Source organism: Amycolatopsis cynarae, assembly GCF_026802195.1.
GTDB classification, from domain to species: domain Bacteria; phylum Actinomycetota; class Actinomycetes; order Mycobacteriales; family Pseudonocardiaceae; genus Amycolatopsis_E; species Amycolatopsis_E rhizosphaerae.
Genome location: NZ_CP113836.1, coordinates 6,780,640 through 6,807,015, shown reverse-complemented (window position 1 = coordinate 6,807,015; position 26,376 = coordinate 6,780,640). Strand labels below are relative to the sequence as shown.

The 26,376-nt window shown below is 68.9% G+C and carries 24 protein-coding genes; 14 read left to right on the top strand and 10 right to left on the bottom strand.

The window, feature by feature from the left end; translation table 11 throughout:
• Positions 1-36 precede the first annotated feature (36 nt).
• Complete coding sequence (locus tag ORV05_RS32945) at positions 37-1,431, bottom strand: CCA tRNA nucleotidyltransferase (protein WP_268760005.1); 1,395 nt, start codon at positions 1,429-1,431, stop codon at positions 37-39.
• A 173-nt stretch (positions 1,432-1,604) separates the two neighbouring features.
• Here ORV05_RS32945 and ORV05_RS32940 point away from each other — a divergent pair, with 173 nt between their 5' ends.
• The 9 genes from ORV05_RS32940 (at position 1,605) to ORV05_RS32900 (ending at position 12,469) form a co-directional block, all read left to right on the top strand.
• A complete protein-coding gene (locus ORV05_RS32940) occupies positions 1,605-2,129 on the top strand; it encodes an NUDIX hydrolase (RefSeq protein ID WP_268755780.1) in 525 nt (174 codons plus the stop codon).
• Positions 2,126-4,258: a DUF6049 family protein gene (locus ORV05_RS32935; protein WP_268755779.1), complete on the top strand. Its 2,133-nt coding sequence runs from the start codon at positions 2,126-2,128 to the stop codon at positions 4,256-4,258. Before ORV05_RS32940 ends, ORV05_RS32935 begins: the two co-directional genes overlap by 4 nt.
• 336 nt (positions 4,259-4,594) lie before the next feature.
• Positions 4,595-6,517 carry a murein biosynthesis integral membrane protein MurJ gene (gene murJ / locus ORV05_RS32930; protein WP_407652810.1) on the top strand — a complete coding sequence of 641 codons (1,923 nt, stop codon included), beginning with the start codon at positions 4,595-4,597 and terminating at the stop codon, positions 6,515-6,517.
• Positions 6,518-6,621: 104 nt separating this feature from the next.
• Positions 6,622-8,217 carry a protein kinase family protein gene (locus ORV05_RS32925; protein WP_268755778.1) on the top strand — a complete coding sequence of 532 codons (1,596 nt, stop codon included), beginning with the start codon at positions 6,622-6,624 and terminating at the stop codon, positions 8,215-8,217.
• Between the two features lie 10 nt (positions 8,218-8,227).
• Positions 8,228-8,836 (top strand): RNA polymerase sigma factor SigM, encoded by a 609-nt coding sequence (gene sigM, locus ORV05_RS32920; protein ID WP_144592432.1) that lies wholly within the window; start codon positions 8,228-8,230, stop codon positions 8,834-8,836.
• Between the two features lie 85 nt (positions 8,837-8,921).
• The gene (locus ORV05_RS32915; RefSeq protein WP_268755777.1) at positions 8,922-9,674 is read left to right on the top strand and encodes a hypothetical protein; all 753 of its coding nucleotides are present in this window, start codon (positions 8,922-8,924) and stop codon (positions 9,672-9,674) included.
• A 95-nt stretch (positions 9,675-9,769) separates the two neighbouring features.
• Positions 9,770-10,759, top strand: a complete 990-nt coding sequence (gene trxB, locus ORV05_RS32910) for a thioredoxin-disulfide reductase (protein WP_268755776.1) — start codon at positions 9,770-9,772, stop codon at positions 10,757-10,759.
• A 32-nt stretch (positions 10,760-10,791) separates the two neighbouring features.
• The gene (trxA, locus tag ORV05_RS32905) at positions 10,792-11,118 is read left to right on the top strand and encodes a thioredoxin (RefSeq protein ID WP_268755775.1); all 327 of its coding nucleotides are present in this window, start codon (positions 10,792-10,794) and stop codon (positions 11,116-11,118) included.
• Between the two features lie 205 nt (positions 11,119-11,323).
• A complete protein-coding gene (locus ORV05_RS32900) occupies positions 11,324-12,469 on the top strand; it encodes an N-acetylmuramoyl-L-alanine amidase (protein ID WP_268755774.1) in 1,146 nt (381 codons plus the stop codon).
• A gap of 139 nt (positions 12,470-12,608) precedes the next feature.
• Here the strand turns inward: ORV05_RS32900 and ORV05_RS32895 are convergent, their stop codons facing one another.
• Complete coding sequence (locus ORV05_RS32895; RefSeq protein WP_268755773.1) at positions 12,609-13,268, bottom strand: GNAT family N-acetyltransferase; 660 nt, start codon at positions 13,266-13,268, stop codon at positions 12,609-12,611.
• Positions 13,269-13,465: 197 nt separating this feature from the next.
• Here ORV05_RS32895 and ORV05_RS32890 point away from each other — a divergent pair, with 197 nt between their 5' ends.
• The gene (locus tag ORV05_RS32890; protein ID WP_268755772.1) at positions 13,466-14,779 is read left to right on the top strand and encodes an aminotransferase-like domain-containing protein; all 1,314 of its coding nucleotides are present in this window, start codon (positions 13,466-13,468) and stop codon (positions 14,777-14,779) included.
• Positions 14,780-14,816: 37 nt separating this feature from the next.
• The gene (locus ORV05_RS32885) at positions 14,817-15,767 is read left to right on the top strand and encodes a D-alanine--D-alanine ligase family protein (RefSeq protein WP_268755771.1); all 951 of its coding nucleotides are present in this window, start codon (positions 14,817-14,819) and stop codon (positions 15,765-15,767) included.
• 33 nt (positions 15,768-15,800) lie between these two features.
• Here the strand turns inward: ORV05_RS32885 and ORV05_RS32880 are convergent, their stop codons facing one another.
• From ORV05_RS32880 to rpmH, 8 genes are all read right to left on the bottom strand, one after another.
• Entirely contained in the window at positions 15,801-16,805 is a 1,005-nt protein-coding gene (locus ORV05_RS32880) for a ParB/RepB/Spo0J family partition protein (RefSeq protein WP_268755769.1), read from the bottom strand.
• Positions 16,802-17,659, bottom strand: a complete 858-nt coding sequence (locus ORV05_RS32875; RefSeq protein WP_268755768.1) for a ParA family protein — start codon at positions 17,657-17,659, stop codon at positions 16,802-16,804. The genes ORV05_RS32880 and ORV05_RS32875 overlap by 4 nt, the downstream gene beginning before the upstream one ends.
• A gap of 120 nt (positions 17,660-17,779) precedes the next feature.
• Entirely contained in the window at positions 17,780-18,493 is a 714-nt protein-coding gene (gene rsmG / locus ORV05_RS32870; protein WP_268755767.1) for a 16S rRNA (guanine(527)-N(7))-methyltransferase RsmG, read from the bottom strand.
• A gap of 163 nt (positions 18,494-18,656) precedes the next feature.
• A complete protein-coding gene (locus ORV05_RS32865) occupies positions 18,657-19,205 on the bottom strand; it encodes a Jag family protein (RefSeq protein ID WP_268755766.1) in 549 nt (182 codons plus the stop codon).
• A gap of 27 nt (positions 19,206-19,232) precedes the next feature.
• On the bottom strand, positions 19,233-20,333 hold the full coding sequence (gene yidC / locus ORV05_RS32860) for a membrane protein insertase YidC (RefSeq protein WP_268755765.1): 1,101 nt from the start codon (positions 20,331-20,333) through the stop codon (positions 19,233-19,235).
• Between the two features lie 4 nt (positions 20,334-20,337).
• Positions 20,338-20,655, bottom strand: coding sequence for a membrane protein insertion efficiency factor YidD (gene yidD, locus ORV05_RS32855; RefSeq protein ID WP_144590342.1), 318 nt, complete (start codon positions 20,653-20,655; stop codon positions 20,338-20,340).
• Positions 20,652-21,191: a ribonuclease P protein component gene (rnpA, locus tag ORV05_RS32850; RefSeq protein WP_407652629.1), complete on the bottom strand. Its 540-nt coding sequence runs from the start codon at positions 21,189-21,191 to the stop codon at positions 20,652-20,654. Before rnpA ends, yidD begins: the two co-directional genes overlap by 4 nt.
• A gap of 22 nt (positions 21,192-21,213) precedes the next feature.
• Positions 21,214-21,357 carry a 50S ribosomal protein L34 gene (gene rpmH / locus ORV05_RS32845; protein ID WP_027941633.1) on the bottom strand — a complete coding sequence of 48 codons (144 nt, stop codon included), beginning with the start codon at positions 21,355-21,357 and terminating at the stop codon, positions 21,214-21,216.
• A 515-nt stretch (positions 21,358-21,872) separates the two neighbouring features.
• Between rpmH and dnaA the strand changes: the two genes are divergently transcribed.
• The 3 genes from dnaA (at position 21,873) to gnd (ending at position 26,360) form a co-directional block, all read left to right on the top strand.
• On the top strand, positions 21,873-23,543 hold the full coding sequence (dnaA, locus tag ORV05_RS32840) for a chromosomal replication initiator protein DnaA (RefSeq protein ID WP_268755764.1): 1,671 nt from the start codon (positions 21,873-21,875) through the stop codon (positions 23,541-23,543).
• A gap of 764 nt (positions 23,544-24,307) precedes the next feature.
• Complete coding sequence (gene dnaN / locus ORV05_RS32835) at positions 24,308-25,441, top strand: DNA polymerase III subunit beta (RefSeq protein ID WP_268755763.1); 1,134 nt, start codon at positions 24,308-24,310, stop codon at positions 25,439-25,441.
• 31 nt (positions 25,442-25,472) lie between these two features.
• On the top strand, positions 25,473-26,360 hold the full coding sequence (gene gnd / locus ORV05_RS32830; RefSeq protein WP_268755762.1) for a phosphogluconate dehydrogenase (NAD(+)-dependent, decarboxylating): 888 nt from the start codon (positions 25,473-25,475) through the stop codon (positions 26,358-26,360).
• Positions 26,361-26,376: the final 16 nt, after the last annotated feature.

Here is a 26,376-nt window from a genome sequence, read left to right as displayed (position 1 = left end):
GCAACGCGGTGCACAGTGGTGAGCGGGATGTAGCGGTTACCCGATGCCGTTCTCCTCGGCCCACCGGCGCAGTTCCGCGACGGCCTCTTCGTGGGACAGCGGTCCGCGGTCGAGGCGGAGTTCCTTGAGGTACCGCCACGCCTGCCCGACCAGCGGCCCCGGCGGCAGGTTCAGCAGCTTCATGATCTCGTTGCCGTCGAGATCGGGCCTGACCCTGGCCAGGTCCTCCTCGGCGGCGATCCGGGTGATCCGCTCCTCCAGTTCGTCGTAGGTGCGCTGGAGCGCCGCGGCCTTGCGCTTGTTGCGGGTGGTGCAGTCGGCCCGGACGAGCTTGTGCAACCGGGACAGCAACGGGCCGGCGTCGGTCACGTACCGCCGCACCGCCGAGTCGGTCCACTCGCCCTTGCCGTAGCCGTGGAACCGCAGGTGGAGGAATACGAGCTGGCTCACGTCGTCCACGATCTGCTTCGAGTAGCGCAGGGCACGCAAACGCTTGCGGACTATCTTGGCCCCCACCACTTCGTGGTGGTGGAAGCTCACCCCGCCACCCGGCTCGAACCGCCTCGTGGCCGGCTTGCCGATGTCGTGCAGCAGGGCGGCCAGGCGCAGCACCAGATCCGGCTCGGCATCCGGATCGTCGCGCTTCTCCAGTGCGATCGCCTGCTCGAGCACGGTCAGCGAATGCTGGTAGACGTCCTTGTGCTGGTGGTGCTCGTCGATGGCCAGTCGCATACCCGGCATCTCGGGCAGCACCCGCTCGGCCAGCCCGGTGTCCACCATCAGTTCCAGGCCACGCCGGGGGTGCGCCCCCGTGAGCAGCTTGGACAGCTCGGTCTGCACGCGCTCGGCGGTGATCCGGTCGATCTCGCCCGCCATCTCCCGCATCGCCTCGACCACCCTGGGCGCCGGGCTGAACCCCAGCTGCGAGACGAACCGGGCGGCACGCAGCATGCGCAGCGGGTCGTCGGCGAAGGACTCCTGCGGGGTGGCGGGCGTGTCGAGCACGCGGTCCGCCAGCGCGGCCAACCCGTTGTGCGGGTCGACGAACTGCTTTGTCGACAGTTCGATCGCCATCGCGTTGACGGTGAAGTCGCGGCGCAGCAGGTCACCCTCGATCGAGTCACCGAAACGCACCTCGGGATTGCGGCTCACCCGGTCGTAGGTGTCGGCGCGGAACGTGGTGATCTCCAGCGTCGCGCCGCGCTTGGTGATCCCTACGGTGCCGAACTCGATCCCGGTCTCCCAGACCGCGTCCGCCCAGCGCGACACGATTCCGAGCACCTGTTCGGGAAGCGCGTCGGTGGTGAAGTCGAGGTCGCTGGACAACCGGCCGAGCAGCGCGTCACGCACACTGCCGCCGACCAGGTAGAGCCGGTGACCGGCCTGGGCGAACAGGCGCGCCAGATCGTCGGCCAGCGGAGAGATCCGCATCAGCTCGGTCACCGCATTCCGCTTCGCGGCGAGTTCGTTCACTGGGACACAACCACCCGCAGGGTCCACTCATCAGGGCAAGACACGAGAACTGAGCCTACCGATCGACCGAAAGTGAGGGTCTCACTACGCTTTTGTCACCGTTCGAGACCGGCAGCCACTAGCATCGCAGCATGTCTGGATCGGCCGGTCGCTCCGGCGGGGGCAAGCCGCGACGCCGGTCGCGACGCCGCCGCGGCCGGAAGATGACCACGGTCGACGAGACCTCCGCCGGTGGTCTCGTGGTGGACTCCGATCGGCGCCGGGCGGTACTGATCGGCAGGCTCGACCGGCACGGCAAGCTGCTGTGGTCCCTGCCCAAGGGCCATATCGAGGACGGTGAGACCGTCGAGCAGACCGCGGTTCGCGAGGTGAAGGAGGAGACCGGCATTTCCGCGCGTGTGCTCACCCCGCTGGGCAGCATCGACTACTGGTTCGTGGCCGAGCGTCGGCGCGTGCACAAGACGGTGCATCATTTCCTCCTGGAGGCGGTCGGTGGCGAACTCTCCGACGAGGACGTCGAGGTGACCGAGGTCGCCTGGGTACCGATCGCCGATCTGGAGAACAGGCTCGCCTACACCGACGAACGTGCCCTGGTCCGCAAGGCACGCGCACTGTTCCAAGACGAAGAGCCTGCTACCGAAGGAGTGGGGGAGTGAACCAGGCGGGCACCCCAGCCGCCCAGCGATTCGCCGCCGTCATCCTGGCCGCGTTCCTGACCGTCCTGCTCGCACCCATGACCGCCGCCGCGGAGTCGGTCCCGGTCCCCGAACCGCCCAGCCGGCTGAAGCTGACCCTCACGCAGCTCAACCCCCGCGAGATCAACTCGACCTCGACCACGCTCAACGTCAGCGGCACCGTCACCAACGTCGGCGACCGCCGCATCTCCGACCTGCAGGTCCGGCTGGAACTCGGGGAGAAGGCGAGCAGCGAACGACAGTTGCGCAACAGCCTCACCACACCCCTGTCCTCGGGCGCCTCGATCAGCAAGTTCGTCGACCTCTCCCCGGCGACCCTGGAACCGGGGCAGAGCGCGCAGCTCACCGTCACCGTGCGTCTCGACGGTTCCGCGAACAACCTGCGCGTGAACAGCCCCGGGGTGTACCCGCTGCTGGTCAACGTCAACGGCACGCCCGACTACGGCCGCCAGGCGCGCCTGATCGCGCTCAACCTCCTCCTGCCGGTACTCGGGGCCCCCGGCAAGAACCCGGCGTCTCCGCCTGCCCAGCCCTCGCAGGTCACCATGCTGTGGCCGATCGCCGATACCCGCCCCAGGGTCGTCGCGGCGCCATACGGCGGGAAGGCGGTCCTCAGCGACGACGCGCTGGCCGGCGAGCTGCGCCACGGGGGCCGTCTCGACGCGCTCGTGTCCTCGGCCCTGTCCGTGCGCGACGACCCGCAGGTCGGCAAGGCGCTGTGTTACGCGGTCGACCCGGATCTGCTGGACACCGTGGACGCGATGACGCGCGGTTACGACGTGCGCACGGCGACCGGCACGGTGGCCGGTTCCGGTGTCGATGCCGCCAAGTCGTGGCTCGACTCGCTGCGCAGGCTGGTCGCCGGACAGTGCGTGGTGCAGATGCCCTATGCCGACGCCGACCTGTCCTCGCTGTCGGGCGTGCGAAACGGCGACCTGATGCGGTACGCGATCGACACGGCTTACCGGGTGCAGCAGGTGACCGGCGTGTCGCCGCTGCCCGGGGTGCTTTGGGCGAACGGCCCCTTGAACAACTCCGCGCTCGACACGCTCGGCTCCGGCGGGGTCAAGAAGCTGATCGTCGACGAGTCGGAACTGTCCCCCGGCACGTCCGGGGCGGTCACGCTGCGTGGCACGGGCCTGCAGGCGACACCGGCCGATTCGCTGGTGAGCATGGCGCTGGGTACGGGTTCCGAGCAGTCCGCCGTCGGCGTGCAGAACGGACTGGCGATGCTGGCGTACCGCGGGCTGACCAGGGACCAGGGCGGCCCGGTGGTGGTGACCCCGCCGCGGCGCTGGGACCTGCCGGGCACCGAGTTCACCCAGTTGCTGCACTCGTTCGGCGAGTTGCTCGGCCACAGGATGCTGACCGCCGTGCCCCTGCCGCAGGTGCTCGCGGCGGCGCCGTCCGAAACGGCCTCGATGGCTTACACCGCGCGTGACGTCGCCACCGCCATCCCGGGCACGGTGACCAACGAGATGGCCACGATCGAGGGCACCATGGCCGACCTGCGGAGCGCCATGACGATCGACCCGACCGCCCAGGTCGACCCCGAGCAGGTGCTTCTGCCGCTGCGCTACGCGCTGGTCCGCAACACCTCCACCGCCTGGGAAGGCACCTCCGGGGCGGCCGAGACCTCCGCCGCGGACTCCCGCACCCAGCTCGACGCGCTGCTCGGACGAGTGGCGGTGGGCACGCCGGAGGTGCCGATCTCGATGGCCTCCGGTTCGGCCCCGCTGCCGGTGTTCGTGAACAACATGCTCCCGGTGCAGGTCGCGGTCCGCATCGTGCTGAACAACAACACCGGTCTGCGGTCCAGCGAACTGCCGCTCTACCAGATCCCGGCCGGGCTGGGCAAAACCACGTTGCTCTCGATCCCGGCGCAGGCCCTGCGTGCGGGCAAGTTCAGCGTGATCGTCAACCTCAGCACCCCGGGCGGCACGCCGCTGGGCAACCCGGCCCGGTTCGAACTTCGCTCGAACGAGTACGGCGTGGTCACCCTCATCCTCACCATCGCCGGTGGTGCCGCGCTGGTCCTGCTCTCCGCCCGGCAGATCTACCGCAGGCTCAGGGCCCGCCGGTCCGCCTGACCCACCCCCGGGGGGCCGGACGTGGCCGTCTGGCCCATTACCCTGGTATGACTGTAGAGACCGCCGGAGATGGGGCACGCGTTGGACAGAGAGCCGGGGTGGCCGCCCGAGCGTCCCGCCGACCGTGTCGCGCGACGCCCGCCGCCTGACCGAATTCCGCCTCCCGAACCGCCTCGTCGCCGGGTACCGCCGCCGCCTCCCCCGGTACAGAACGGCAGGCGCCGCCGGCTCCCACCGATGCCGCCCGCGGCGCAGCAGGTTCCCCCGGGTCCCCCAGTGGCGCCGCCGCCTGCCGGTCCCGTCCCGCAGGGCCAGCCACTGCCGCGCAAGCCCACGATGCCCGCGCCCGTGCCGCCTCCGGGGCCGCCGTCCCCAGCACCCCGCCGCCAGCCGGTCCGGCCGTGGCGGCAGGAGCGCGAGGCGGCGGACTCCATGCCGTTCGGTGCGCCGCCGCTGGCGCCGAACGATCCGGACGCCACCGTCTTCATCCCCCGGATCGGCGGTGTGCCCGCCAGTTCCAAATGGCCGGTCGCCGACCCGGACGTGCTCCGCCCGTACGACACGCTCGCCACGCGGATGCTGCCCCGGATCGCGCCGAGCCCCACGGCCGGCTCGTTCGGGGAGGGCCCGGGGCTCGACGCCACCGGCTACATCCCGAAGATCGAGAAGGAGGCCGCCCCTTCGCTGGCCAAGGCCAGCAGCAAGATGGCGGTGGCGTCCCTGGTCAGCCGGATCACCGGGTTCGTCTGGAAGATCATGCTGGTCTGGGCGGTGGGCATCGGGATCACCAACGACTCGTTCAACATCGGCAACACGCTGCCGAACCAGGTGTTCGAACTGCTGCTCGGCGGCGTGCTGAGCAGTGTCGTGGTACCCCTGCTGGTGCGTTCCCAGGACGATCCGGACGGCGGCGAGGCCTACACCCAGCGCATGCTGACCGTCGGCCTGGTCATCCTCGCCGTCGGCACGGTCATAGCGGTCATCGCCGCACCCCAGCTGACCTCGCTGTACATGGAGAAGGGCGGCAAGGCCAGTCCTGATCTGACCACCGCGTTCGCCAAGCTGCTGCTGCCCGAGATCTTCTTCTACGGCGTGTTCGCACTGCTGTCGGCGATGCTCAACGCCAAGAACATCTTCGGACCCACCGCATGGGCGCCGGTGATGAACAACGTCGTGGTCATCGTGACGCTCGGCCTGTTCATGCTGATGCCGGGAGAGATCACCACGAACCCGGTGCGCATGAGCGATCCCAAGCTGCTCGTCCTCGGCGTCGGCGTGACCCTCGGCATCGTGGTCCAGGCGCTGATGCTGGTCCCGCCGGTGCTGCGCACCGGTTTCCGGTTCCGCTGGCGGTGGGGCATCGACAAGCGGATGAAGGAGTTCGGCGGTCTCGCCCTGTGGATCCTCGGCTACGTCGGGGTGAGCCAGATCGGTCTGACGGTCAACACGCGGGTCCTCACCATGGGTGACCCCGGTGGGGTGTCGATCTACTCCAACGCCTGGTTGCTGTTCCAGTTGCCCTATGGTGTGATCGGCGTCTCACTACTGACCGCGATCATGCCCCGGCTGAGCCGCAACGCGGCCGACGGCGACACCCGCAAGGTCGTCGCCGACCTGTCGTACGGCTCGCGCATCTCCACCGTGATGCTGGTGCCGATCGGCGCGGTGATGAGCGTGATCGGCTCCTCGATCGGTATCGCCCTGTTCGGCAGCGGCCAGGGTTCGGTCGCCGAGGCCCAGCGGCTGGGCGAGGCGCTGGCCATCTCGGCCTTCGGCCTGCTGCCGTACGCGCTGGTGATGCTGCAGCTGCGGGTGTTCTACGCGATGAAGGACGCGCGAACGCCGACCTTGATCATGATCGTGATGACGCTGGTCAAGATCCCGCTGCTGTACCTCTGCCCGGTGCTGCTGGACCCGAAGAACATCGTGCTCGGTGCCATGATGGTCAACTCGCTGACCTTCGTGGTCGGCGCGATCATGGGTCAGGTCTGGCTGTGGGTGAGCCTCGGCAACCTCCGCAGCCGCCGGGTACTCGGCGTCATCCTGTTCACCGTGGTGGCGAGCGTGCTCGGGGTGATCGCGGCCGTGCTGGTCGGCGCGATCGTGCCGGACTTCGGGGTCCGCGTGACCGCCTGGCTCAAGCTGATCCTGCAGGGCCTGGTGGGGCTGGTGGTCTCGTTCGGGGTACTCGCCGCGCTCAAGGTCGAGGAGCTCGCACCGGCCACCAAGCGCTTCTCCCGCCTGCTCAAACGTGGTTGATCAGCTCCCGGTCAAGTTCCGGTAACGATTGCCACACGGATAACGCTGATGGACCGGAAGGATTCCCGTACCCTCAAGCAGAGGTGCGTGAAAGCGAGCGTGGGGTGGACGAGAAACGGAGCGAGCAGTCGAGCGCTGCCCGGGTAGGTGTGCGCGCACGGGGTGGATCCCTGGCGCCGGGCAGTGTCGTCGGCGACGGCAGGTACCGGCTGCTCGCCCAGTTCGGTATCGACGAACGCGCCGGGGCGCACCTGTGGCGGGCCCGTGACGGCCAGCTGCGGCGCGACGTCGCCCTGACGCTGCTCGTCGGCGACCCGGCGGACGCCGAATCCGCCCGGATGGCGCGGCGCACCCTCGAACGCGCCGCCCACGCCGCCAAGTTCACGCATGACGGTGTCGCCCGGGTGCTCGACGTGCTCAGCCTCGGCAGCGGCGTGACCTCCAGCGAGGGCCTGCTGGGGGTGGTGGTCACGGAATGGACCAAGGGCACCGATCTGATCGACCTGGTCGCCGAACACCCGGTCGCGCCGCTCACCGCCGCCCGCATGGTGCAAAAGCTCGCCGAAGCGGTGGAGCGCGCCCATCATTCGGGCCTGGTCCTCGGCCTGGACCACCCGCAGCGGCTCCGCCTCACCACCGACGGCACCCTTCGCCTCGCCTTCCCCGGACCGCTGCCCGACGCAACCCTGCGCGACGACGTGAAGGCCATCGGCGCGGTGCTGTACCTGCTGCTCACCGGCCGGTGGGCACTGCCGGGCGGCCCGGCGGCGATCCCCGCCGCACCGCACGCCCCGAACGGGCGGCTCGTGCCGCCGCGTTCGCTGCAGCCGGCCGTTCCGGCGGAGCTGTCCTCACTCGCCGTCCGCACCATCGAGGACGGGGGTCACGGCGGGATCCGCACCAGCGCCGCGATCCTGCGTGCCCTGGAGATGGCCGCGGAGGCCGAGGAACACACCCAGCTGATCAAGGCGCAGGCCGCCGCCGGGATCAAGCCCGAGGACGACGGCACGGTCTGGACCACCAAGAAGCCGGTCAAGGACAAGGCCAGGCGGCGCAAGCTCGCCCTGGGCGTGACCGTGCTGGTGGTCGCCGCGGTGGCCATCCTGGCCTGGCTCGGCATGCTGGCGATCAGCTTCTTCCAGGACAACAACGCCGCCAGCGGCCCGGCCATCAACGTGGCCCAGCCGACCACCACACAGGCCGCCGCAAGCCCCCCGCCGCCCGCCCAGCCCTCGGGGCCCACCGGACAGGTGCAGCTCGGGGCGGCCGTCCCGGCGAAGAGCGTCACGGTGTACAACCCCGACGGCGATGGGGACAACACCAGCCGCGCGAAGTACGCCGTCGACGGTGACCCGAGCACGATCTGGCGCACCGACCAGTACCGGCAGCAGTTCCCGACCATCAAGCACGGCGTCGGCCTGCTCGCCACCTTCGCCCAGCCGATCAAGCTGGCGAGGGTGATGATCGCCGGGGCCAGCCAGGGCACGGTGGTCGAGGTCCGGGTCGCCGACTCGGCCGACCCGGATCTCCCCGCCACCCGAGTGGTCGGTACGGCCACGCTGAGCAGCGCTTCGACCGACGTCACGCTCCCGCAGCCGCAGCAAGGCCAGTACTTCATCGTGTGGATCAGTCAGCTGAGTGGCTCCGCTGGTAAGTACCAGTCGCAGATCGGCGAGTTGACCTTCCTGCCCGCCCAGTAGTCTCCTTCGGGTGACCGCAGCCGTACCGACTGACGCCGATCTCATGGCGGCACATGCCGCAGGCGATCCGCAAGCGTTCAGCGAACTGGTTCGGCGGCACCGGGACCGGATGTGGGCCGTCGCGCTACGCACCTTGCGCGACCCCGAAGAAGCGGCCGACGCGCTGCAGGACGCCTTCATCTCGGCCTTCCGGGGCGCCGCCAACTTCCGAGCCGAATCCCAGGTGACCACCTGGTTGCACCGGATCGTGGTCAACGCCTGCCTCGACCGCATACGCCGCAGACAGGCCAGGCCCACCGTGCCGCTCCCGGAAACCGGTTTCAACGAGCCCGCGACGCCCCGTGACTCGATCTCCGATCGGGAAACGAACCTGGTCGTCACCGCCGCCCTCGACCAGCTCCCGGAGGACCAGCGCGCACCGATCGTCCTGGTGGACGTCGAGGGGTACTCCGTGAGCGAGACCGCGAAGCTGCTCGGGATCGCCGAGGGCACGGTCAAAAGCCGATGTGCACGGGGCCGGGCGAAACTCGCGAAGGTTCTCGGGCACCTACGGAACCCCGATGCGATTGCGAACGTCCCAACTTCCGAAAGCAAACGGTCACCGAGGAGGGAAGCATGACCGGTCTTCACACGATCCGGCTCATGCCGGCCATCCCGGTGCGGGCGCCCGGCACCATGGTGCGTATGGGGCAAGGGGAGGGGCGATGACGGACGAGAGTCGGGGGATCGAGGCCGCCGGCCCGCCGTGGTCTGTCGACCTGCTCGCCGATCTGCATGCGGGCGTGCTGGACGAGGCGCAGGCGAGCCGGCTGTGGCCCCAGGTCGACTCCGATCCGGAAGCCCGCGCCGTCATCGACGCGCTCGAGGCCACCGCCGCGGACCTGGCCGCGCTCACCACCGCCCCGGCGCCGCCGATGCCCGAGGACGTGGCCGCCCGGATCGACGCCGCGCTGGCCCGGGAAGCGGCTTCCCCCCAACTCGCCCCCGTGGTGAGCCTGGACGCCGCCCGGCGTAAGCGGAACCGGCGGATCGGCTGGATCAGCGGTGTGGTGGCCGTAGCCGCCGCCGCGGTCGCCGCGGTCGCGATCGCGATCCCCGGCAACTCCGGCAGCGACGGCAGCGGCAGCAGCCAGGTGGCGCAGCCGACGGCCGGCCAGGCCGTCCCGAACCCCCCGCTGGCCCTGCGCAGCGACCACCCGCAGGCCGCACTCGGCCCGCTATCCCAGGGTGTGAAGGACTACGGCCCGTTCGGTACCCCCCAGAAACTCGGCGCCTGTCTGCAGGCCGCCGGGTTCACCGCGCAAGCCGATCCGATCGGGGTCCGGCCGGGCACGGTGGACGGCAAACCCGCCGTGCTGGTCCTGCTGACCACCGGGAAGCTGGCGGAGTTCCGGTTGGTGGCGCTGTCCCCGGACTGCGGCTCGCGGCCCCTGCTCGACCAGGTGATCGGGAAGTAGTCTTCCGCCACGCGCGACGCAAGTCACCGCGGGGAACACCTGACCCTACGATCGTGTTGAGCTGTTTGCCAGTTCAACACGAGTGGAGGTCACGGGTGGCTGCAGAAGACGTTCGGAACCTGATCATCGTTGGGTCCGGACCGGCTGGATATACGGCAGCGGTGTACGCCGCTCGTGCCCAGCTCGAGCCGCTGGTGTTCGAAGGGACGCAGTTCGGCGGCGCCCTGATGACGACCACCGAGGTGGAGAACTTCCCCGGCTTCCGGGAGGGCATCCAGGGTCCGGACCTGATGGAAGAGATGCGCGAGCAGGCCAAGCGCTTCGGTGCCGAGCTGCGTGCCGAGGACGTCGAGGAGGTCGAGCTGCTCGGGGACGTCAAGTACGTCACCGCGAACGGCGTCCGGTACGCGGCCAAAGCCGTGGTGCTGGCCATGGGTGCCGCGGCACGCTACCTGAACGTGCCCGGTGAGCAGGAGCTCCTGGGCCGTGGCGTGTCCGCCTGTGCGACCTGTGACGGATTCTTCTTCCGCGACCAGGACATCGCGGTGATCGGCGGCGGCGACTCGGCAATGGAGGAGGCCACCTTCCTCACCCGGTTCGCACGCTCGGTGACGATCATCCACCGGCGGTCGGAGTTCCGCGCGTCCAGGATCATGCTGGAGCGGGCCAGGGCCAACGAGAAGATCCGCTGGCAGCTGAACTCCCAGGTGACGGAGGTGCTCGGCGACGGCAAGGTGCAGGGGGTGCGCCTGCGCGACGCCGTGACCGGCGAAGAGTCGACACTCGACGTAACCGGGTTCTTCGTGGCCATCGGCCACGATCCCCGCAGCGAACTGGTCCGCGGCCAGGTCGAGCTGGACGAGGCCGGCTATGTGGTCACCCAGGGCCGCACCTCCTACACCAACGTCGACGGCGTGTTCGCCGCCGGTGACCTGGTGGACCACACCTACCGGCAGGCGATCACCGCCGCGGGTTCGGGCTGTGCGGCCGCGATCGACGCCGAGCGCTGGCTCGCCGAGCACGGCAGCGCCGCCGCCGAAGCCGCGCCCGAGCTGGTCGGCGGCGGCTACGGCTCCGCGAACTGAGCAGACCTGGCACACCAACCAAGGGAGAAATGATGTCCGAGACGGTCAAGGTGACCGACAAGTCCTTCGCCGACGACGTCCTGACCAGTGAGAAGCCGGTGCTGGTCGACTTCTGGGCGACCTGGTGCGGACCGTGCAAGATGGTCGCGCCGGTGCTCGAGGAGATCGCGGCGGAGCACAAGGACAAGCTGACGATCGCCAAGCTCGACATCGACGAGAACCCGGGCACCGCCCGTGACTACCAGGTCATGTCGATCCCGACGCTGATCCTGTTCAAGGGCGGCAAGCCGGTCAAGCAGATCGTCGGCGCCAAGCCGAAGGCCGCGCTGCTTTCGGACCTTTCCGACGTTCTCGCCTGAGCGAGGCAACCCGAACCCGGGGGCGGGCGTCTTCCCAGGACGGCCCCCGGGTTCGTTGCTGTCCGCTCCGGCGACGAGTGCCGCAGACCGGCCCTTCGCCGTCACGGAGAGTCCACAAGGCAGAATAAGGACCCGGGCTTGCCACCCGGGACTGTTTGCGCCGCACCGGATTTCTCTCCGGTGCCCAAGGAAGAGCGAGGAGTGCATGCGGGTACTCCGCCGCGGTGACGCCGGTGAAGACGTCGCTGAGATCCGGTCGATGCTGGTGTCGTTGGGCCTGCTCGAGGCCCCGGGGCGAACCGACGGCCAGGCAGTTTTCGATCACGAGGTCGAGCGGGCCGTTCGCGGCTTTCAGCAGCGACGGGGCCTGATCACCGACGGTGTCGTCGGTCCGGCCACCTACCAGGTGCTGCGCGGTGCGATCTATCACCTCGGCAGCCGCCCGCTGGCGTATCTGATCTCCGCTCCGGTGCACGGTGACGACGTGTTCGCCCTGCAGGACAGGCTCACCGAGCTGGGGTACGACGCCGGACGGCCCGACGGCCTGTTCGGTGGCCGCACCGAGAAGGCACTGCGCAACTTCCAGCGTGACTACGGCCTGGTGGTGGACGGTATCTGCGGTCCGGCCACGGTGCGGGCGCTGCGGCAGTTGTCCCCACGTGCCCGTGGTGGCCGTCCGGTGTTCCTGCGGGAGCAGGAGCAGGTCCGGCAGGCCGGGCCGCGGTTGCGCGGCAAGCGGATCGTCATCGACCCGGGGCACGGCGGTGCGGACACCGGCGTGGTGTTCGGCGGGTTGCGGGAGGCCGACCTGGTCTGGGATCTCGCGCGCCGGCTCGAAGGCCGGATGAAGGCCACCGGGATGGAAGCGCTCGTCTCCCGGGGCCCCGATTTCGGTCCCTCCGAGGCCGAGCGTGCCATGTTCGCCAACGAGGCCGGGGCGGATCTGTTCCTGTCGCTGCACACCGACTTCAACTCGTCGCCGCATGCCCAGGGCGTGGCGACCTTCCACTTCGGCAACGGCTACGGCACCACCTCCACCGTGGGTGAGCTGCTCGCCGGCTTCATCCAGCGGGAACTGGCCGCCCGGACGGGCATGCTGGACTGCCGCACGCACGCGAAGACCTGGGAGATCCTGCGGCTCACCCGCTGCCCGGCGGTCCGGATCGAGATCGGTTACCTGAGCAATCCGAACGACCGGGCGCGCATGTCGGATCCGGCGTTCCGGGACGTGGTGGCGGAAGGCATCCTCGTCGCGGTGAAGCGGCTGTACCTGCTCGGAGAGGGCGATCAGCCCACCGGCACCTTCACCTTCGCCGATGTGCTCGCGCACGAACTGGCGAAGGCCGAGTAAAGCGCTCTCCTCCGCTTGAGGTGGCGTCCATCACAGACCCATCTGCACGAATGGCCTAACCCTGTGGATAACTGCACAGACTTGTCCACAGTTCTGTGGACAAGTCTGTGCACTGTGTGAGTTTTCGCTGCCTTCGAGCTCAGGCGCCGGCGGTGGACGGCTGCGGAGCGGGCGCCGCGGTGGACACGGTGACCTGCCCGAGCAGGCGCTCCAACGCCGCTTCGACGTCGGCCTTCCACGAGATCGCCGAACGCAGTTCCAGGCGCAGCCGGGGCCACTTCGGGTGCGGGCGGACCGTCTTGAAGCCGACCGCGGTCAGGAAATCGGCCGGGACCACGCAGGTGTGCCCCATCGCGTCGTTTTCGACCTCGCTGGGGCTCGCGTCGCCGAAGGCTTCGATCGCGCGTACCCCGCGGCGCGTGAGATCCTTGGCGACCGCCTGCACCAGCGTGCGGCCCAGCCCGCCGCCCCGGAACTCTGGGAGTACGTGGAACCCGGTGAGCAGCACCGCGTCGGCGCTCGGCGGGGAGGTGGGGAACGCGCTGGCCCTGGGCACGGCGTTCGGGGGAGCGTAGAGCACGAACCCGACGGGCAAGGCGTCGCTGTAGATCAGTCGGCCGCAGGAACCCCACTCCAACAGCACGCTGGAGACCCAGGCTTCCTTCTCGACCTCGGTCTGCCCGAACTCCTCGGCCTGTGCCTTCAGATGCGGCGCGAGCTCCCAGTACACGCAGCGGCGACAGTGCTTCGGCAACTGCTCCAGGTTGTCCAGCGTGACGCCCACGACGCGACGCGACACCCGACCTCCCCTGGACTGTTGTGCTCCAGCTGTCCGACCCTCGACAGCCGACGGCTGGCGGGCGTGCGAAATCGCCGCAGCCGAAATGGCCTCAATTGAGCATAGGCGGCTGTGATGCGTACCGAAAGGCCGCGAAGGTCACAAGGAAGGGTGGTTACACTCGACTAACTGGCCCGACGACTGCTTGCGAAGTGCTGATGACTGCCACACCGCCCGAAAGAACCGGCCGACACAACCTCGACCCTCATCTGGCCCGGTACGCCGCGCGTACCGCCGGGATGACGGCCTCGGAGATCCGTGCCCTGTTCGCGGTGGCGAGCCGCCCCGAGGTGGTGTCACTGGCGGGCGGTATGCCGAACCTCGCCGCGCTCCCGCTGGACAGCCTGTCCGCCCAGGTCGCCGAGATCATCGCCGACGACGGGCTCGTAGCGCTCCAGTACGGCTCGGCGCAGGGCATCCCGGTACTCCGGGAGCAGATCTGCGAGATCATGGCGCTGGAGGGCATCTCGGCCCATCCGGACGACGTCGTGGTGACCGTGGGCTCCCAGATGGGCCTGGACATGGTCACCCGGCTGTTCTGCGACCCCGGTGACGTCGTGCTCGCCGAGGGCCCCTCCTACGTCGGTGCTCTCGGCTCGTTCGCCGCCTACCAGGCCCAGGTCGTCCACGTCGCGCTGGACGACGACGGCCTGATGCCCGACGCGCTGCGCGAGGCGCTGGCCCAGGCCGAGAAGGCAGGCAAGCGGGTCAAGTTCCTCTACACGATCCCGAACTTCCACAACCCGGCCGGCGTGACCCTCGCCGTCGAACGGCGCGCGGAGATCCTCGAGATCTGCCGCAGCCACGGTGTACTCGTCGTCGAGGACAACCCGTACGGCCTGCTCGGTTTCGACGGGCAGACCTACCCGGCCCTGCGGTCGATCGACCCCGAGAACGTGGTGTACCTCGGCTCGTTCTCGAAGACCTTCGCGTCCGGGCTGCGCGTGGGCTGGGTGCTCGCACCGCACGCGGTGCGGGAGAAGCTGGTGCTCGCCGCGGAGTCGGCCACCCTGTGCCCGCCGTCGCTGAACCAGATGATCGTGTCGCGCTATCTGAGCACGCACGACTGGAAGGGTCAGATCAAGACCTTCCGTGAGAACTACCGCGAGCGCCGGGACGCGATCCTGTCCGCACTGGAGCAGTACCTGCCCCCCGGCTGCACGTGGACTCGCCCCGAGGGCGGCTTCTACGTGTGGGTGACCGTGCCGGAGGGTGTGGACACCAAGGCGATGCTGCCGCGCGCGGTGACCGCCCGGGTGGCCTACGCCTCCGGAACGGGTTTCTACGCCGACGGGTTCGGCAGCAGGCAGATGCGGCTTTCCTACTGCTATCCGACCCCGGAGCGGATCCGGGAAGGCGTGCGGCGGCTCGCCGCGGTGCTCGAGTCCGAAATGGACCTTGTTCGCACCTTCGGTAACGTCAGCATGAAACCGATCCCGGGACCGGAGTCCCCGTCCCCGGACACAGCGTGATCCGCTGTCCACAGTAGACGTTACAGAGGAGTACGGCGTGGTCTTGCCCACCGTCGCAGTTCTCGCAGGCGGGCTTTCGCATGAGCGCGATGTCTCCCTGCGTTCCGGTCGCCGGCTTTCCGCCGCCCTGCGTGCGCAGGAACTGACGGTGGAGGAGTGGGACGTCGACGCCAGCCTGCTCGAACGGCTGCGCACACAGCGTCCCGACGCGGCCGTCGTCGCCCTCCACGGCGGCGAGGGCGAAAACGGCTCGGTGCAGACCATCCTGGAGATGCTGAAGGTGCCCTACGTGGGCACCAGCTCACAGGGCTGCCGCCGGGCTTGGGACAAGCCGACCGCGAAGGCCCTGCTGGCCCAGGCCGGTTTCGCGACCCCTGCCTGGGTGGCGCTACCGCATGCGACGTTCCGCGAGTTGGGTGCGCAGGGCGTGCTCGACGCGATCGTGGATCACCTGGGCCTGCCGCTCATCCTCAAGCCGGACCAGGGCGGCTCGGCACTGGGCACTCAGGTCGTGCGGGAAGCTTCGGAACTACCGGCCGCGATGGTGGCCTGCTTCGCCTATGGCGACACAGTGCTCGCCGAGCGGTTCGTCGACGGGATCGAGGTCGCGGTCACCGTGATCGAACGCGATGGTGGGCCGCGAGCACTTCCCGCGGTGGAGGTCGTGCCGGAGAGCGGTGTCTACGACTACACCTCGCGCTACACCGCCGGGCTCACCGACTTCTTCGCCCCCGCCCGCCTGCCCGCCGAGACCGCTCAGCGCGTGGGTGAACTGGCGGTCGCGGCACACCGGCTGATCGGTCTGCGGGACATCTCGCGGACCGATGCGATCGTCGCCCCGGACGGGACGGTTCAGTTCCTGGAGGTGAACTCCTCGCCAGGGCTGACCGAGACCTCGACCGTGCCGATGGCGATCGAGTCCTCGGGGACCACCCTGGGCGAGGTCTTCGCCGATCTGGTCATGCGGGCCGTCTCCCGATCCGCCTGAATCCAATCATCACCGTGACGAAATGAGGCAGGGTCATTCCTCGTCGGAATGACCTGCCCGTTTTGTCGTTTCCGGCGCCATCAGCGCCACGATCCGCTCCAGATCGTCGACCGAGCCAAACTCGACGACGATCCGGCCCTTGCGCCGACCGAGGTCCACCTTCACCCGGGTGTCGAAGGTGTCCGACAGGCGCGTCGCGAGTTCCTGGAGACCGGGGGCGTGGACCGGCTTGCGAGGTGCGGCCTTCGGCTTCGGCGGCGCCTCGCTCTTCTTCAGCGTCACCGCCTCCTCCGTCGCCCGCACGGACAGGCCCTCGGCAACGATCCGCGTCGCCAGATCTTCCTGGGCCTCGGGCTCGTCCAGCGAAAGCAGAGCGCGGGCATGACCGGCGGAAAGCACCCCGGCCGCCACGCGCCGCTGGACGGGGAGGGGGAGTTTGAGCAGCCGGATGGTGTTGGTGATGACCGGGCGGCTCCGCCCGATCCGGCTGGCCAGCTCTTCGTGTGTCACCTCGAACTCGTCCAGCAGCTGCTGGTAGGCCGCCGCCTCTTCCAGAGGATTCAACTGGACCCGGTGGATGTTTTCCAGCAGCGCGTCCCGCAGCATCGCCTCGTCGGCGGTCTGCCGGACGATGGCCGGGATCTTCTCCAGCTCCGCCTGCTGCGAGGCCCGCAGCCTGCGTTCCCCCATGACGAGCTCGTAGTCGTTGCCCGGCAACTCCCGGACCACGATCGGCTGCATCAGGCCGAATTCTCGGATGGAGTGCTCGAGTTCGGCGAGCGCTTCCTGGTCGAAAACCTGCCGTGGCTGCTTCGGGTTGGGCTTGATCGCGTCGATCGGGATCTCGCGGTACACCGCACCGGCGACCTCGCCGCCGGAAGCGGTCACCGCGCTGTTCGCCGCGAACCAGTCCTTCTCGGAACTACTACGGGACGCCTTCGGCGGCCGTCGATCGGCGGGCGGCGCCTCGGTGGTCGCCGGCCCGGTCGGGATCAGGGCCGCGAGGCCACGCCCGAGTCCTCCCCGTCGCTCGCTCACAGAGTGCCCCTCCTCGATCCATTCGTGCTGCCACGTTCGGCGATCTCACGCGCCGCGTCCACATAACTCATCGCTCCCCGCGAACCCGGGTCGTACGCCAGTACGGTCTGCCCGTAGCTCGGCGCTTCCGAGACCTTCACGTTGCGCGGGATGACGGTCTTCAGGACCACGTCACCGAAGTGCTCGCGCACCTCGGCGGAGACCTGGTCGGCCAACTTCGTCCGCCCGTCGTACATGGTGAGCAGAATCGTGGAAACCGACAACCCGGGATTCAGATGCTTCCGCACGAGGTCGATGTTGCTCAACAGTTGGCCCAAACCTTCCAGGGCGTAGTACTCGCACTGGATCGGGATGAGCACCTCGCGTGCCGCGACCATCGCGTTGACCGTGAGCAGTCCGAGCGAGGGCGGGCAGTCGATGAAGATGTAGTCCATCCCGATCTCGTCCAGCGCCTCCGACGAAAGCGCTTCCTTGAGACGCGATTCACGGGCGGTCATCTCGACGAGCTCGATTTCGGCGCCCGCGAGGTCGATGGTGGCGGGCACGCAGAACAGGTTCGGGGACTGCTCGGAGACCGCCGTCGCCTCGGCGAGGGAAACCTCGCCGAGCAGCACCTCGTAGACCGACGGGGTGCCCGAGCGGTGGTCCACGTTGAGCGCGGTGCTGGCGTTGCCCTGGGGATCGAGGTCGATCACGAGCGTCTTGAGGCCGTGCACGGCGAGCGCCGCGGCCAGGTTCACGGCGCTGGTGGTCTTGCCCACGCCGCCCTTCTGATTGGCGACCGTCAGCACGCGCCGGTGGTCGGGACGGGGGAGCAGGTTTGCTTCGGGATGCAGCACGCGCGCCGCGCGCATGGCTTCTTCAGCGATCGGGGTCCAGTCTGACGAAGGCGGGGTCACCGGCCGAGCCACCTCTCTGCTTTCGACACTCCAACGCGCGAACCGCGCGGTTTCACGTGGAACATGACCATCTTTTCACTCCGTCCGCTTCGGGCGGACGGCGGCAGCGTTTCGCCGTCGTTTCTCCTGCGCCGGCTTCCGCGCGCGGATTCGCTCGACGATCACCACCGTAGTCGGGGTCTCGAGCACACCGACCCCACACTCGGAGACCTTCGGCGTGCCGCCACCCGCACGGGCCACGGCCGCCTCATCGCGCGCGATCTCTTCCTGCGCGCTCGCCCCCTTCAACGCCAGCATCATGCCACCTTCTCGTAGCAAAGGAAGAGACCAACCGGCGAGCCTGCCCAGAGGAGCGACCGCTCGCGAGGTCACCACATCGGCCGGTTCGAGTTCCGCTCGGACGGCGCGCTCCTCGGCACGCCCGCGAAGCACCGTGATCGTCAGCCCCAGATCCTCGATCACTTCGCTGAGCCAGTCGACGCGCCGTGCCATCGGTTCGACCAGAGTCAGCGTCAGGTCCGGCCGCGCCAGCGCCAGCGGGACGCCGGGGAAGCCGGCCCCGGAGCCGATGTCCACCACGGTCGCCCCGGCCGGGATCCGCTCGCCGATGACCGCGGAATTCAGCAGATGACGGTCCCAGAGTCGTTCGACCTCGCGCGGGCCGATCAGTCCTCGCTCGACCCCGAACCGTTCGAGCAGAGCGGCGAACCGCTCAGCTCCCGGCAGGCCGTCTCCGAATACTCGCGCCGCCACCGCCGGCACCGGCACCGAGCTCTCGACGTCCTCCACCTGTCACCCCGTTTCACGTGAAACCCTTCGTCGCACCGATTCTCCCCGACCCCTCGCGCGCGTCCGGGAGCCACTCTTCCTTCGGCTGGGTTTCACGTGAAACCACCCAAAAGAAGAGCGGCCCGCCGGAGACTCCGGCGGGCCGCTCCGATGATCCTGGCTGTCAGTCCTCGTCGTCCGGGATCACGACGACGCGACGCTTGGGCTCCTCGCCCTCGCTCTCGCTGTGCACACCGTCGACCGCAGCGACCGCGTCGTGGACGACCTTCCGTTCGAAGGGGCTCATCGGCTGGAGGCGCACGCGCTCACCCGTCGACAACACGGTCTCCGCCGTGGACCGGCCGAGTTCGCGCAACTCCTCCCGTCGGGCCGCCCGCCACCCGGCGATGTCGAGCATCAGCCTGCTCCGGGTGCCCGTCTCCTGCTGCACCGCGAGGCGGGTCAACTCCTGCAGCGCCTCGAGCACCTGCCCGCGGTTGCCGACCAGCTTCTCCAGATCGTCACCGCCGTCGATGCTCACGACCGCACGTCCGGCCTCCACGTCGAGATCGATGTCGCCGTCGTAGTCGAGCAGGTCCAGCAGGCGCTCCAGGTAGTCCCCGGCGATGTCGCCCTCCTGCACGAGCAGATCGGCACCGGTGAGACCGGACTCCTCGTTCTCGTCCGCAGAGCTGTCCGGTTCGGCGCCGATCGCTTCGGCCGTTTCCGCCATGATTCGTCTCCTCTCCCGGGACTCGCGTCAGCGACGCTTCTGCCCCGAGCCTTTCTGTCCAGAGTTCTTGCTGCCCGCCGCCGGCTTCTTCCGCTGCGCGCCCGCGCCCTGGGGGCGCGGTGGCTGCTGGGCGAACTGGTGGGGCGATCCGGCCTTCGAGCTGCGCTTGCCGTTGGACGGCTTCGCCGTCTCGGCGCCTTCGCTCTTCTCCGTGTCCTCCGCCGCGTCCTGCGTCGCCGCCTTGCTCGGCTGCACCGGCTTCTGACCCGGCTTCGGCTTGGCACCGGGCTTCGGGGCCAGGGCCGAACGCTTCTCCGCGGCGGCAGCCTTCGCGGCCGCCTCTTCCTTGTCGATCTTCGTGTAGACCAGGCGCTGCTGCATCAGGGTCCAGCTGTTGTTCGAGAGCCAGTACACCAGCAGGCCGATGGGGAAGAAGGCACCGAAGACGAGCACGCCCAGCGGGAAGACGTACATCGTCAGCTTCTGCATCATGGCGGTCTGCTGGGTGGCCTGCGCCGGGTTCTGGCGGGCCGCCGAGTGCCGCGCGGTGAGGTGGGTCAGGACGCTCGCGAGGATCATCAGCGGCACCGCGACCGGGGCCACGTGCCAGTTCCAGCCGCCTCCGGTGCCACCCAGGACCGCGGCGTGGTGGATCGCGTCACCCATGTTGACGCCGAACAGCTTCGCGTTGACGTAGGACTCGACGCCCTGCTGGTCGAAGAAGTAGTTGTTGGTCTTCGGCGTGCCGGGGTGCGGGTTCATGGTGAACGCGCGGAGCACCCAGTTCAGGCCGATGAACACCGGGATCTGCAGCAGCATCGGCAGGCAGCTGCCCAGCGGGTTCACCCCGTGCTCGCGCTGGAGCTTCTGCATCTCCATCGCCTGGCGCTGCCGGTCGTTCGCGTACTTCTTCTGGATCTTCTTCAGTTCCGGCGTGAACTCCTGCATCTTCTTCATCGACCGGACCTGGTTCACGAACGGCTTGAACATGATGCCGCGGACCGTGAACGTCAGGAACATGATCGCGAGGATCCAGGAGACAGCGTTGGTATCGCCCAGGACGAACCCGAAGACTTTGTGCCAACACCACAGGATGAAGGACACGGGGTAGTAGATGAAGTCGAGCACTGAGCTACTCCTCGGTTGACATACCAGGTCTGGTGTGGCGCCAGGAGAAGGTCTCAGGCACCGGATCGCGGCCGGGCATGGTCCACGGGCCGCAGCGCAACAGCCGGCGAACCGCGAGGTAGGAACCTCGGGCGGCGCCGAACCGGGTCAGGGCCTCGACCGCGTACGTGCTGCAGCTCGGGTAGAAGCGGCAGCTCGGCGGGAGGTAGGGAGAGATGAACTTCCGGTAGAACCGGATCGGGAGTAGCAACAGCCGGGCGACCGGGCCTGGGCGAGTGGCCTCTCGTGCCTCGTCGTCGTGGGCGGTCGTGGGTTCGTTCACACCGCTGACCCATCGTGCGCGTGCTCGGGCGAACCGGCCGCTCGTCGGTTCGGTGACTGGCTCAACCGCCTGAGGGCGGCGTCGAGGTCCGCGCCGAGCTCGGCGCTGGACGCCGTGGCGGCCGGCGGGAGGGCCCTAATCACCAACGAGCTGCCGGGCGGGACAGTTCCGAGCCGGGCCGCGACCAGATGCCGCAGCCGTCGGCTCACGCGGTGGCGGACGACGGAGTTGCCCACGGCCTTGCTCACCACAAAACCCGCCCGCACGTTGCGTGCCGTCAGTTCGGCACGACTCGGGCGGACGGGTTCGTCAGCTGTGGACCGCTCCGCGGGGTACCCGGCGAGCGGTGATGGAGTGGGCAGCGACGAGCCGACCTCGGCCGGTGTCTCCCCAGGGGGGGACACGGCCGAGACGCTCTGCTCGTCCGAAGCCCACAGCGCGTGCACCACGAGGCGCCGCCGCCCGGCGCGAGAACCCCGGCGCATCACTTCCCGGAAGTCCTCGCTGCGCCGCAGTCGTGCGGCAGGGGGCAGCACTGCGCGCCTCGATCAGCCGCGATCAGGCGGACAGCTTCTCGCGGCCCTTGCGACGACGGGCCGCCAGGATCGCCCGGCCGGCGCGGGTCCGCATGCGCAGCCGGAATCCGTGCGTGCGGGCGCGTCGGCGGTTGTTCGGCTGGAAAGTGCGCTTACCCTTGCTCACGACTCTGCTTCTCCTGGTCTCGACATACCGGTGACAGCGCCACCGTCAGGTCTGCTGCCTCCCGACGCCATCGCGAACGCGGACACGCTGTGGACAGCCCAAGGTGCCCGCCGCAAGCGGGAGACCTTACGAGGGTACGCAGTGACCGAACGGCCCTGCCAACCGGCCCCGGTCAAACACAGCCGGGGACCGGATGGCCACGGTTCGCAGGCTCGTGCCATCCTTGCGCCCGAGCGCCTTGTGGGACCCCGCCGGTACTTGTTAGCGTGTCTCCCCTTGAGTCACCCGATCGCGGGGCCCGGCGCCGTCGTCGGAATGTGTGGAGGGGCTGTCTGGCGTAGGTTGCGACCCGCACGTGGCGTCGCGACGAGCCGCCGTACATTAGTGCACAGTTGTGGACAACTCTGTGGATGGACGCTGCCCGGTTTCGCCCGGAAGCCTGACGTCGCGCCATGGAGCCTGCGTGGCCGGATTCGACGGTCGTCCGGGGCGATGAGGGGAGGGGAGCGGAGTCGGTGTCCGAGCACCAGATCAATCTGGGGGTCGTCTGGGAGCAGGTGGTCCGGGAGCTGTCCGACGGGACGCTTTCCCCGCAGCAGCGGGCCTGGATGCGCGTGACCCGGCCGATCGGCCTGCTCGACGGTACGGCCCTGCTCGCCGCTCCGAGCGATTTCGCCAAGGAAGCCATCGAACGCGCGCTGCGCGAGCCCATCACCCACGCCCTCTCCCGTCGGCTCGGCAGACCCGTGTCACTGGCGGTGAAGGTGGACACCGCCGAGGTGGCGCCCCCGCCGCCGAGCACCGCCCAGTACGCGCCTTCACCCGCGCGGGGGGAAAACCCCCTCGATCCGCCGACGTTGCCCTCGATGCAGCCGGCCCTGCCGCCCGCTCTGCAACCGTCGCTGAACCCGTCACTGAACCCGTCGTTGCCGCCGTCGCTGCCACCGTTGGAAGAGACGTTGCTCCCGCCGTTGCGGCGCCGAGCGGTACCGGCCGAACCGGCGCCGAAGCATCTCGCTGAGGACGACGCCGAAGAAGAGGTCGACGAGGAAGGCGAGGCGCTCGCCGCGGCCCATGAGATCTGGCCGATGTTCTCCGGCCAGCCGATCGCGGGGCAGCCCTATACGGCACCCGCCCAGCCGCAGACCTCGAAGACGCGGCTGAACGAGAAGTACACCTTCGACACCTTCGTCATCGGCGCTTCGAACCGGTTCGCGCACGCTGCGGCCTTCGCCGTGGCCGAGGCGCCGTCGCGCGCCTACAACCCGCTGTTCATCTGGGGTGAGTCGGGGCTGGGCAAGACTCACCTGCTGCACGCGGTGGGGCACTACGCGCAGCGGCTCTTCCCCGGCATGCGGGTGCGGTACGTGTCGACGGAAGAATTCACCAACGACTTCATCAACTCACTGCGCGACGACCGCAAGGTGGCCTTCCAGCGGCGCTACCGGGATATCGACATCCTGTTGGTGGACGACATCCAGTTCCTGGAGGGCAAGGAAGGAACCCAGGAGGAGTTCTTCCACACCTTCAACACGCTGCACAACTCGAACAAGCAGATCGTGGTGTCCTCGGACCGGCCGCCGAAGCGGCTGGAAACCCTGGAGGACCGGCTGCGCACCCGGTTCGAGTGGGGCCTGATCACCGACATCCAGCCGCCCGAGTTGGAGACCCGCATCGCGATCCTCCGCAAGAAGGCCGCCCAGGACCGCTTGGCGGTGCCGGGCGACGTGCTGGAGTTCATCGCCTCCCGCGTCGAAGCGAACATCCGGGAGCTCGAGGGCGCGCTCATCCGCGTCACGGCGTTCGCTTCCCTGAACCAGGCGCCCGTCGACGTCGGCCTCGCCGAGATCGTGCTGCGGGACCTGATCCCCGATTCGCAGGCCCCGGAGATCAACGCGCCGACGATCATGGCGGCCACGTCCGAGTTCTTCGACGTGACCATCGACGACCTCTGCGGCCCCGGCAAGACCAAGGCACTCGCCACGGCCCGCCAGATCGCGATGTACCTGTGCCGCGAGCTCACCGACATGTCGCTACCCAAAATCGGCCAGACATTCGGCGGCCGCGACCACACGACCGTGATGCACGCGGACAAGAAAATCCGCAAGGAAATGGCCGAACGCCGCCGGATCTACGACCAGGTCCAGGAACTGACCTTCCGTATCAAGCAGCGCGCGCGCCAGTAGCGCCGCACCCCTTCCCTCACTCCCCGGCACCGCGGCACAGCGCGGCCGCTGGCCGTTCGCGTGCGTCCGCAACCGCCCGGCTCTGTACAAGATGGACAGTCGCGCGCGGACGCCGCTGCCGCGGTGTGCCGCGATTCTCCGCTCCAGATAAGGGAATTCGCCGCTTCGGGCGATCTTGCCCGTGTGATCACGATAACGAGCGCGCATCGAATGTGGATCTCGCTCGCCCTCGGGGGTGAACCGCGTCCCTCCACCCCTGGGCACAACCATGGGTACAACTCGGCCCACAACTGGGGATGAATCTGTGGACAACTGGGGACAAGTGTGGACAGTCTGTGGGTGCCGAAAAGTTGTCCACGGACGGCCCGAGTTATCCACCGGACTTACCCACAGTCATCCACAGGCCCGCACACGCGATGAGCTGCGGAAACAAGCTCTGTCCACACAATCCACACCCCCTATTACTGTTACTGCCTTTCTTCTCCTCAAGAAAATCTCCTAACGGAAAAACAGGGGCTGTGGACGAACGACGCAAATCTGGAGACTTGTCGACAAGTCGATGGTCGGCCCCGAGTGACGGCGCGGAGGGTGAGGTTCTAACGTGGAGGTCCACACCCAAGCCCGTCGTCGTCGCGACACCGGCGCCGCGGGCCATACCGCACATGACTCAGCTCCCTGGCCAACACACCGTTCCCCGTTCGGACCAGGGCCGTTATCGACCTTCTCGAGCGCAGGGGCAGCTCGGCTGTCGAAAGGATGGGCGTATGAAGATCCGCGTCGAGCGTGACGGGCTGGCCGATGCCGTCGCGTGGGTGGCACGCAGCCTTCCGTCCCGGCCTCCGGTCCCGGTCCTCGGCGGTGTCCTGCTCGATGCCGGGTCCGACGGCACCACCGACGCCCTGACCGTGTCCGGGTTCGACTACGAGGTGTCGGCCACGGTCGGCGTTCCCGCCACCATCGCCGACGGCGGGCGCGTGCTGGTCTCCGGCCGGCTCCTCGCCGACATCACCAAGTCGCTGCCCGCTCAGCCGGTCGAGATCTCCGTCGAGGGCTCCCGCGCCACCATCACCTGCGGCAGCGCGCGGTTCAGCCTGCCGACCATGCCGGTGGAGGACTACCCGTCGCTGCCCGCGCAGCCCGCCTTCGCGGGTGAGGTCGCGGGCGACGTCTTCGGCCTCGCGGTCACCCAGGTCGCCGTCGCGGCCGGCAAGGACGACACGCTCCCGATGCTCACCGGGATGCGCCTGGAGATCTCGGGCGAATCGCTCACCCTGGTCGCTACCGACCGGTTCCGCCTCGCCCTGCGCGAGTTCGCGTGGAAGCCGGCCGAGGGGCTGGCCGACGCCGCGGTACTGGTCCCCGCCCGCACGCTCGCCGAGGCGGCCAAGTCGCTCGGCGCCGGTGGCGCGCCCGTCTCCCTCGGCCTGGCCGGTGGCGAGGGCCTGCTCGGGCTCGCCGGTTCCGGGCGCTACACCACCACCCGCCTGCTGGACGCGGAGTTCCCGCCGTACCGGCAGCTGCTTCCTTCCCAGTACACCTCGCGTGCGGTGGTCGAGGTCGGCCCCATGTCCGACGCGATCAAGCGCGTGTCCCTGGTCGCGGAGCGGGGTACCCAGGTGCGGCTGGAGTTCGCGGACGGCTCGCTACGGTTGTCGGCGGGCGGCGACGACGAGGGAAGCGCCGAAGAAGAGCTGCCGGTGCAGTACGAGGGCGACCCGGTCGCCATCGCGTTCAACCCCGGTTATCTCGCCGACGGCCTGGGGGCGTTGCACGCCGATCGGGCCGAACTGACGTTCACCACCGCCAACCGGCCGGCGCTGATCAAACCGGCGGACGAACAGGGCCAGGTCATTCCTGGTTACTTCTACCTGTTGATGCCGGTCCGTCTGCCAGGCTGATCGAAAACGCCAGGAACGAAGGGGAACATCGATGGTTCAGCTGGGACTCGTTGGCCTTGGCAAGATGGGCTTCAACATGCGCGAGCGGCTGCGCGCCGCCGGGCACGAGGTGGTCGGTTACGACCGCAACGAAGCGGTCAGCGACTCTTCCTCACTCGCCGACATGGTGTCGAAACTCGCCGCGCCGCGGATGGTCTGGATCATGGTCCCGGCCGGCGGCCCGACCAGGGACACCGTCGCCGAGCTCGCCGAGTTGCTGTCCGAGGGCGATCTGGTGATCGACGGAGGCAACTCGAAATTCACCGACGACAAGATCAACTCCGAGGTGCTCGCGGCGAAGAAGATCGGCTACCTCGACTGCGGCGTCTCCGGTGGCGTCTGGGGCAAGGAGAACGGCTACGGCCTGATGGTCGGTGGCGCGAAGGAAGACGTCGAGCGCGCCATGCCGGTCTTCGACGCGCTGCGCCCGGAAGGGCCGCGCGAGGAGGGCTTCTCGCACGCCGGTTCGATCGGCGCGGGCCACTACGCGAAGATGATCCACAACGGCATCGAGTACGGGATCATGCAGGCCTACGCCGAGGGCTTCGAGCTGATGGAAGCCGCGCACGTGATCGAAAACGTGCCCGCGGTGATCAAGGGCTGGCAGCGCGGCACCGTGGTCCGCTCCTGGCTGCTGGACCTGCTGGTCCGCGCGCTCGACGAGGACCCGGACCTCGACGACCTCGAGGGCTACGTCGAGGACTCCGGCGAGGGCCGGTGGACCCTGGAGGAAGCGATCAACAACGCGGTGCCCGCGCCGGTCATTTCGGCCGCCCTGTTCGCACGCTTCTCGTCACGTCAGAAGGATTCCGCCGCCATGCGGGCGGTGGCGGCGCTGCGCAACCAGTTCGGCGGTCACGCCGTCAAGAAGGCCGAGTAGTAGGGGCGTGCACCGG

Bases quoted from the DNA above. Each gene is read 5' to 3' on its own strand.
- ORV05_RS32915 (WP_268755777.1), top strand. From the start codon at position 8,922: ATGACGGACGAGAGTCGGGGGATCGAGGCCGCCGGCCCGCCGTGGTCT.
- murJ (WP_407652810.1), top strand. From the start codon at position 4,595: ATGCCCGCGCCCGTGCCGCCTCCGGGGCCGCCGTCCCCAGCACCCCGC.
- ORV05_RS32945 (WP_268760005.1), bottom strand. From the start codon at position 1,431: ATGCGGATCTCTCCGCTGGCCGACGATCTGGCGCGCCTGTTCGCCCAG.
- ORV05_RS32875 (WP_268755768.1), bottom strand. From the start codon at position 17,659: ATGCGCGCGGCGCGCGTGCTGCATCCCGAAGCAAACCTGCTCCCCCGT.
- ORV05_RS32900 (WP_268755774.1), top strand. From the start codon at position 11,324: ATGCGGGTACTCCGCCGCGGTGACGCCGGTGAAGACGTCGCTGAGATC.
- trxA (WP_268755775.1), top strand. From the start codon at position 10,792: ATGTCCGAGACGGTCAAGGTGACCGACAAGTCCTTCGCCGACGACGTC.
- dnaN (WP_268755763.1), top strand. From the start codon at position 24,308: ATGAAGATCCGCGTCGAGCGTGACGGGCTGGCCGATGCCGTCGCGTGG.
- gnd (WP_268755762.1), top strand. From the start codon at position 25,473: ATGGTTCAGCTGGGACTCGTTGGCCTTGGCAAGATGGGCTTCAACATG.
- ORV05_RS32940 (WP_268755780.1), top strand. From the start codon at position 1,605: ATGTCTGGATCGGCCGGTCGCTCCGGCGGGGGCAAGCCGCGACGCCGG.
- ORV05_RS32865 (WP_268755766.1), bottom strand. From the start codon at position 19,205: ATGGCGGAAACGGCCGAAGCGATCGGCGCCGAACCGGACAGCTCTGCG.
- ORV05_RS32890 (WP_268755772.1), top strand. From the start codon at position 13,466: ATGACTGCCACACCGCCCGAAAGAACCGGCCGACACAACCTCGACCCT.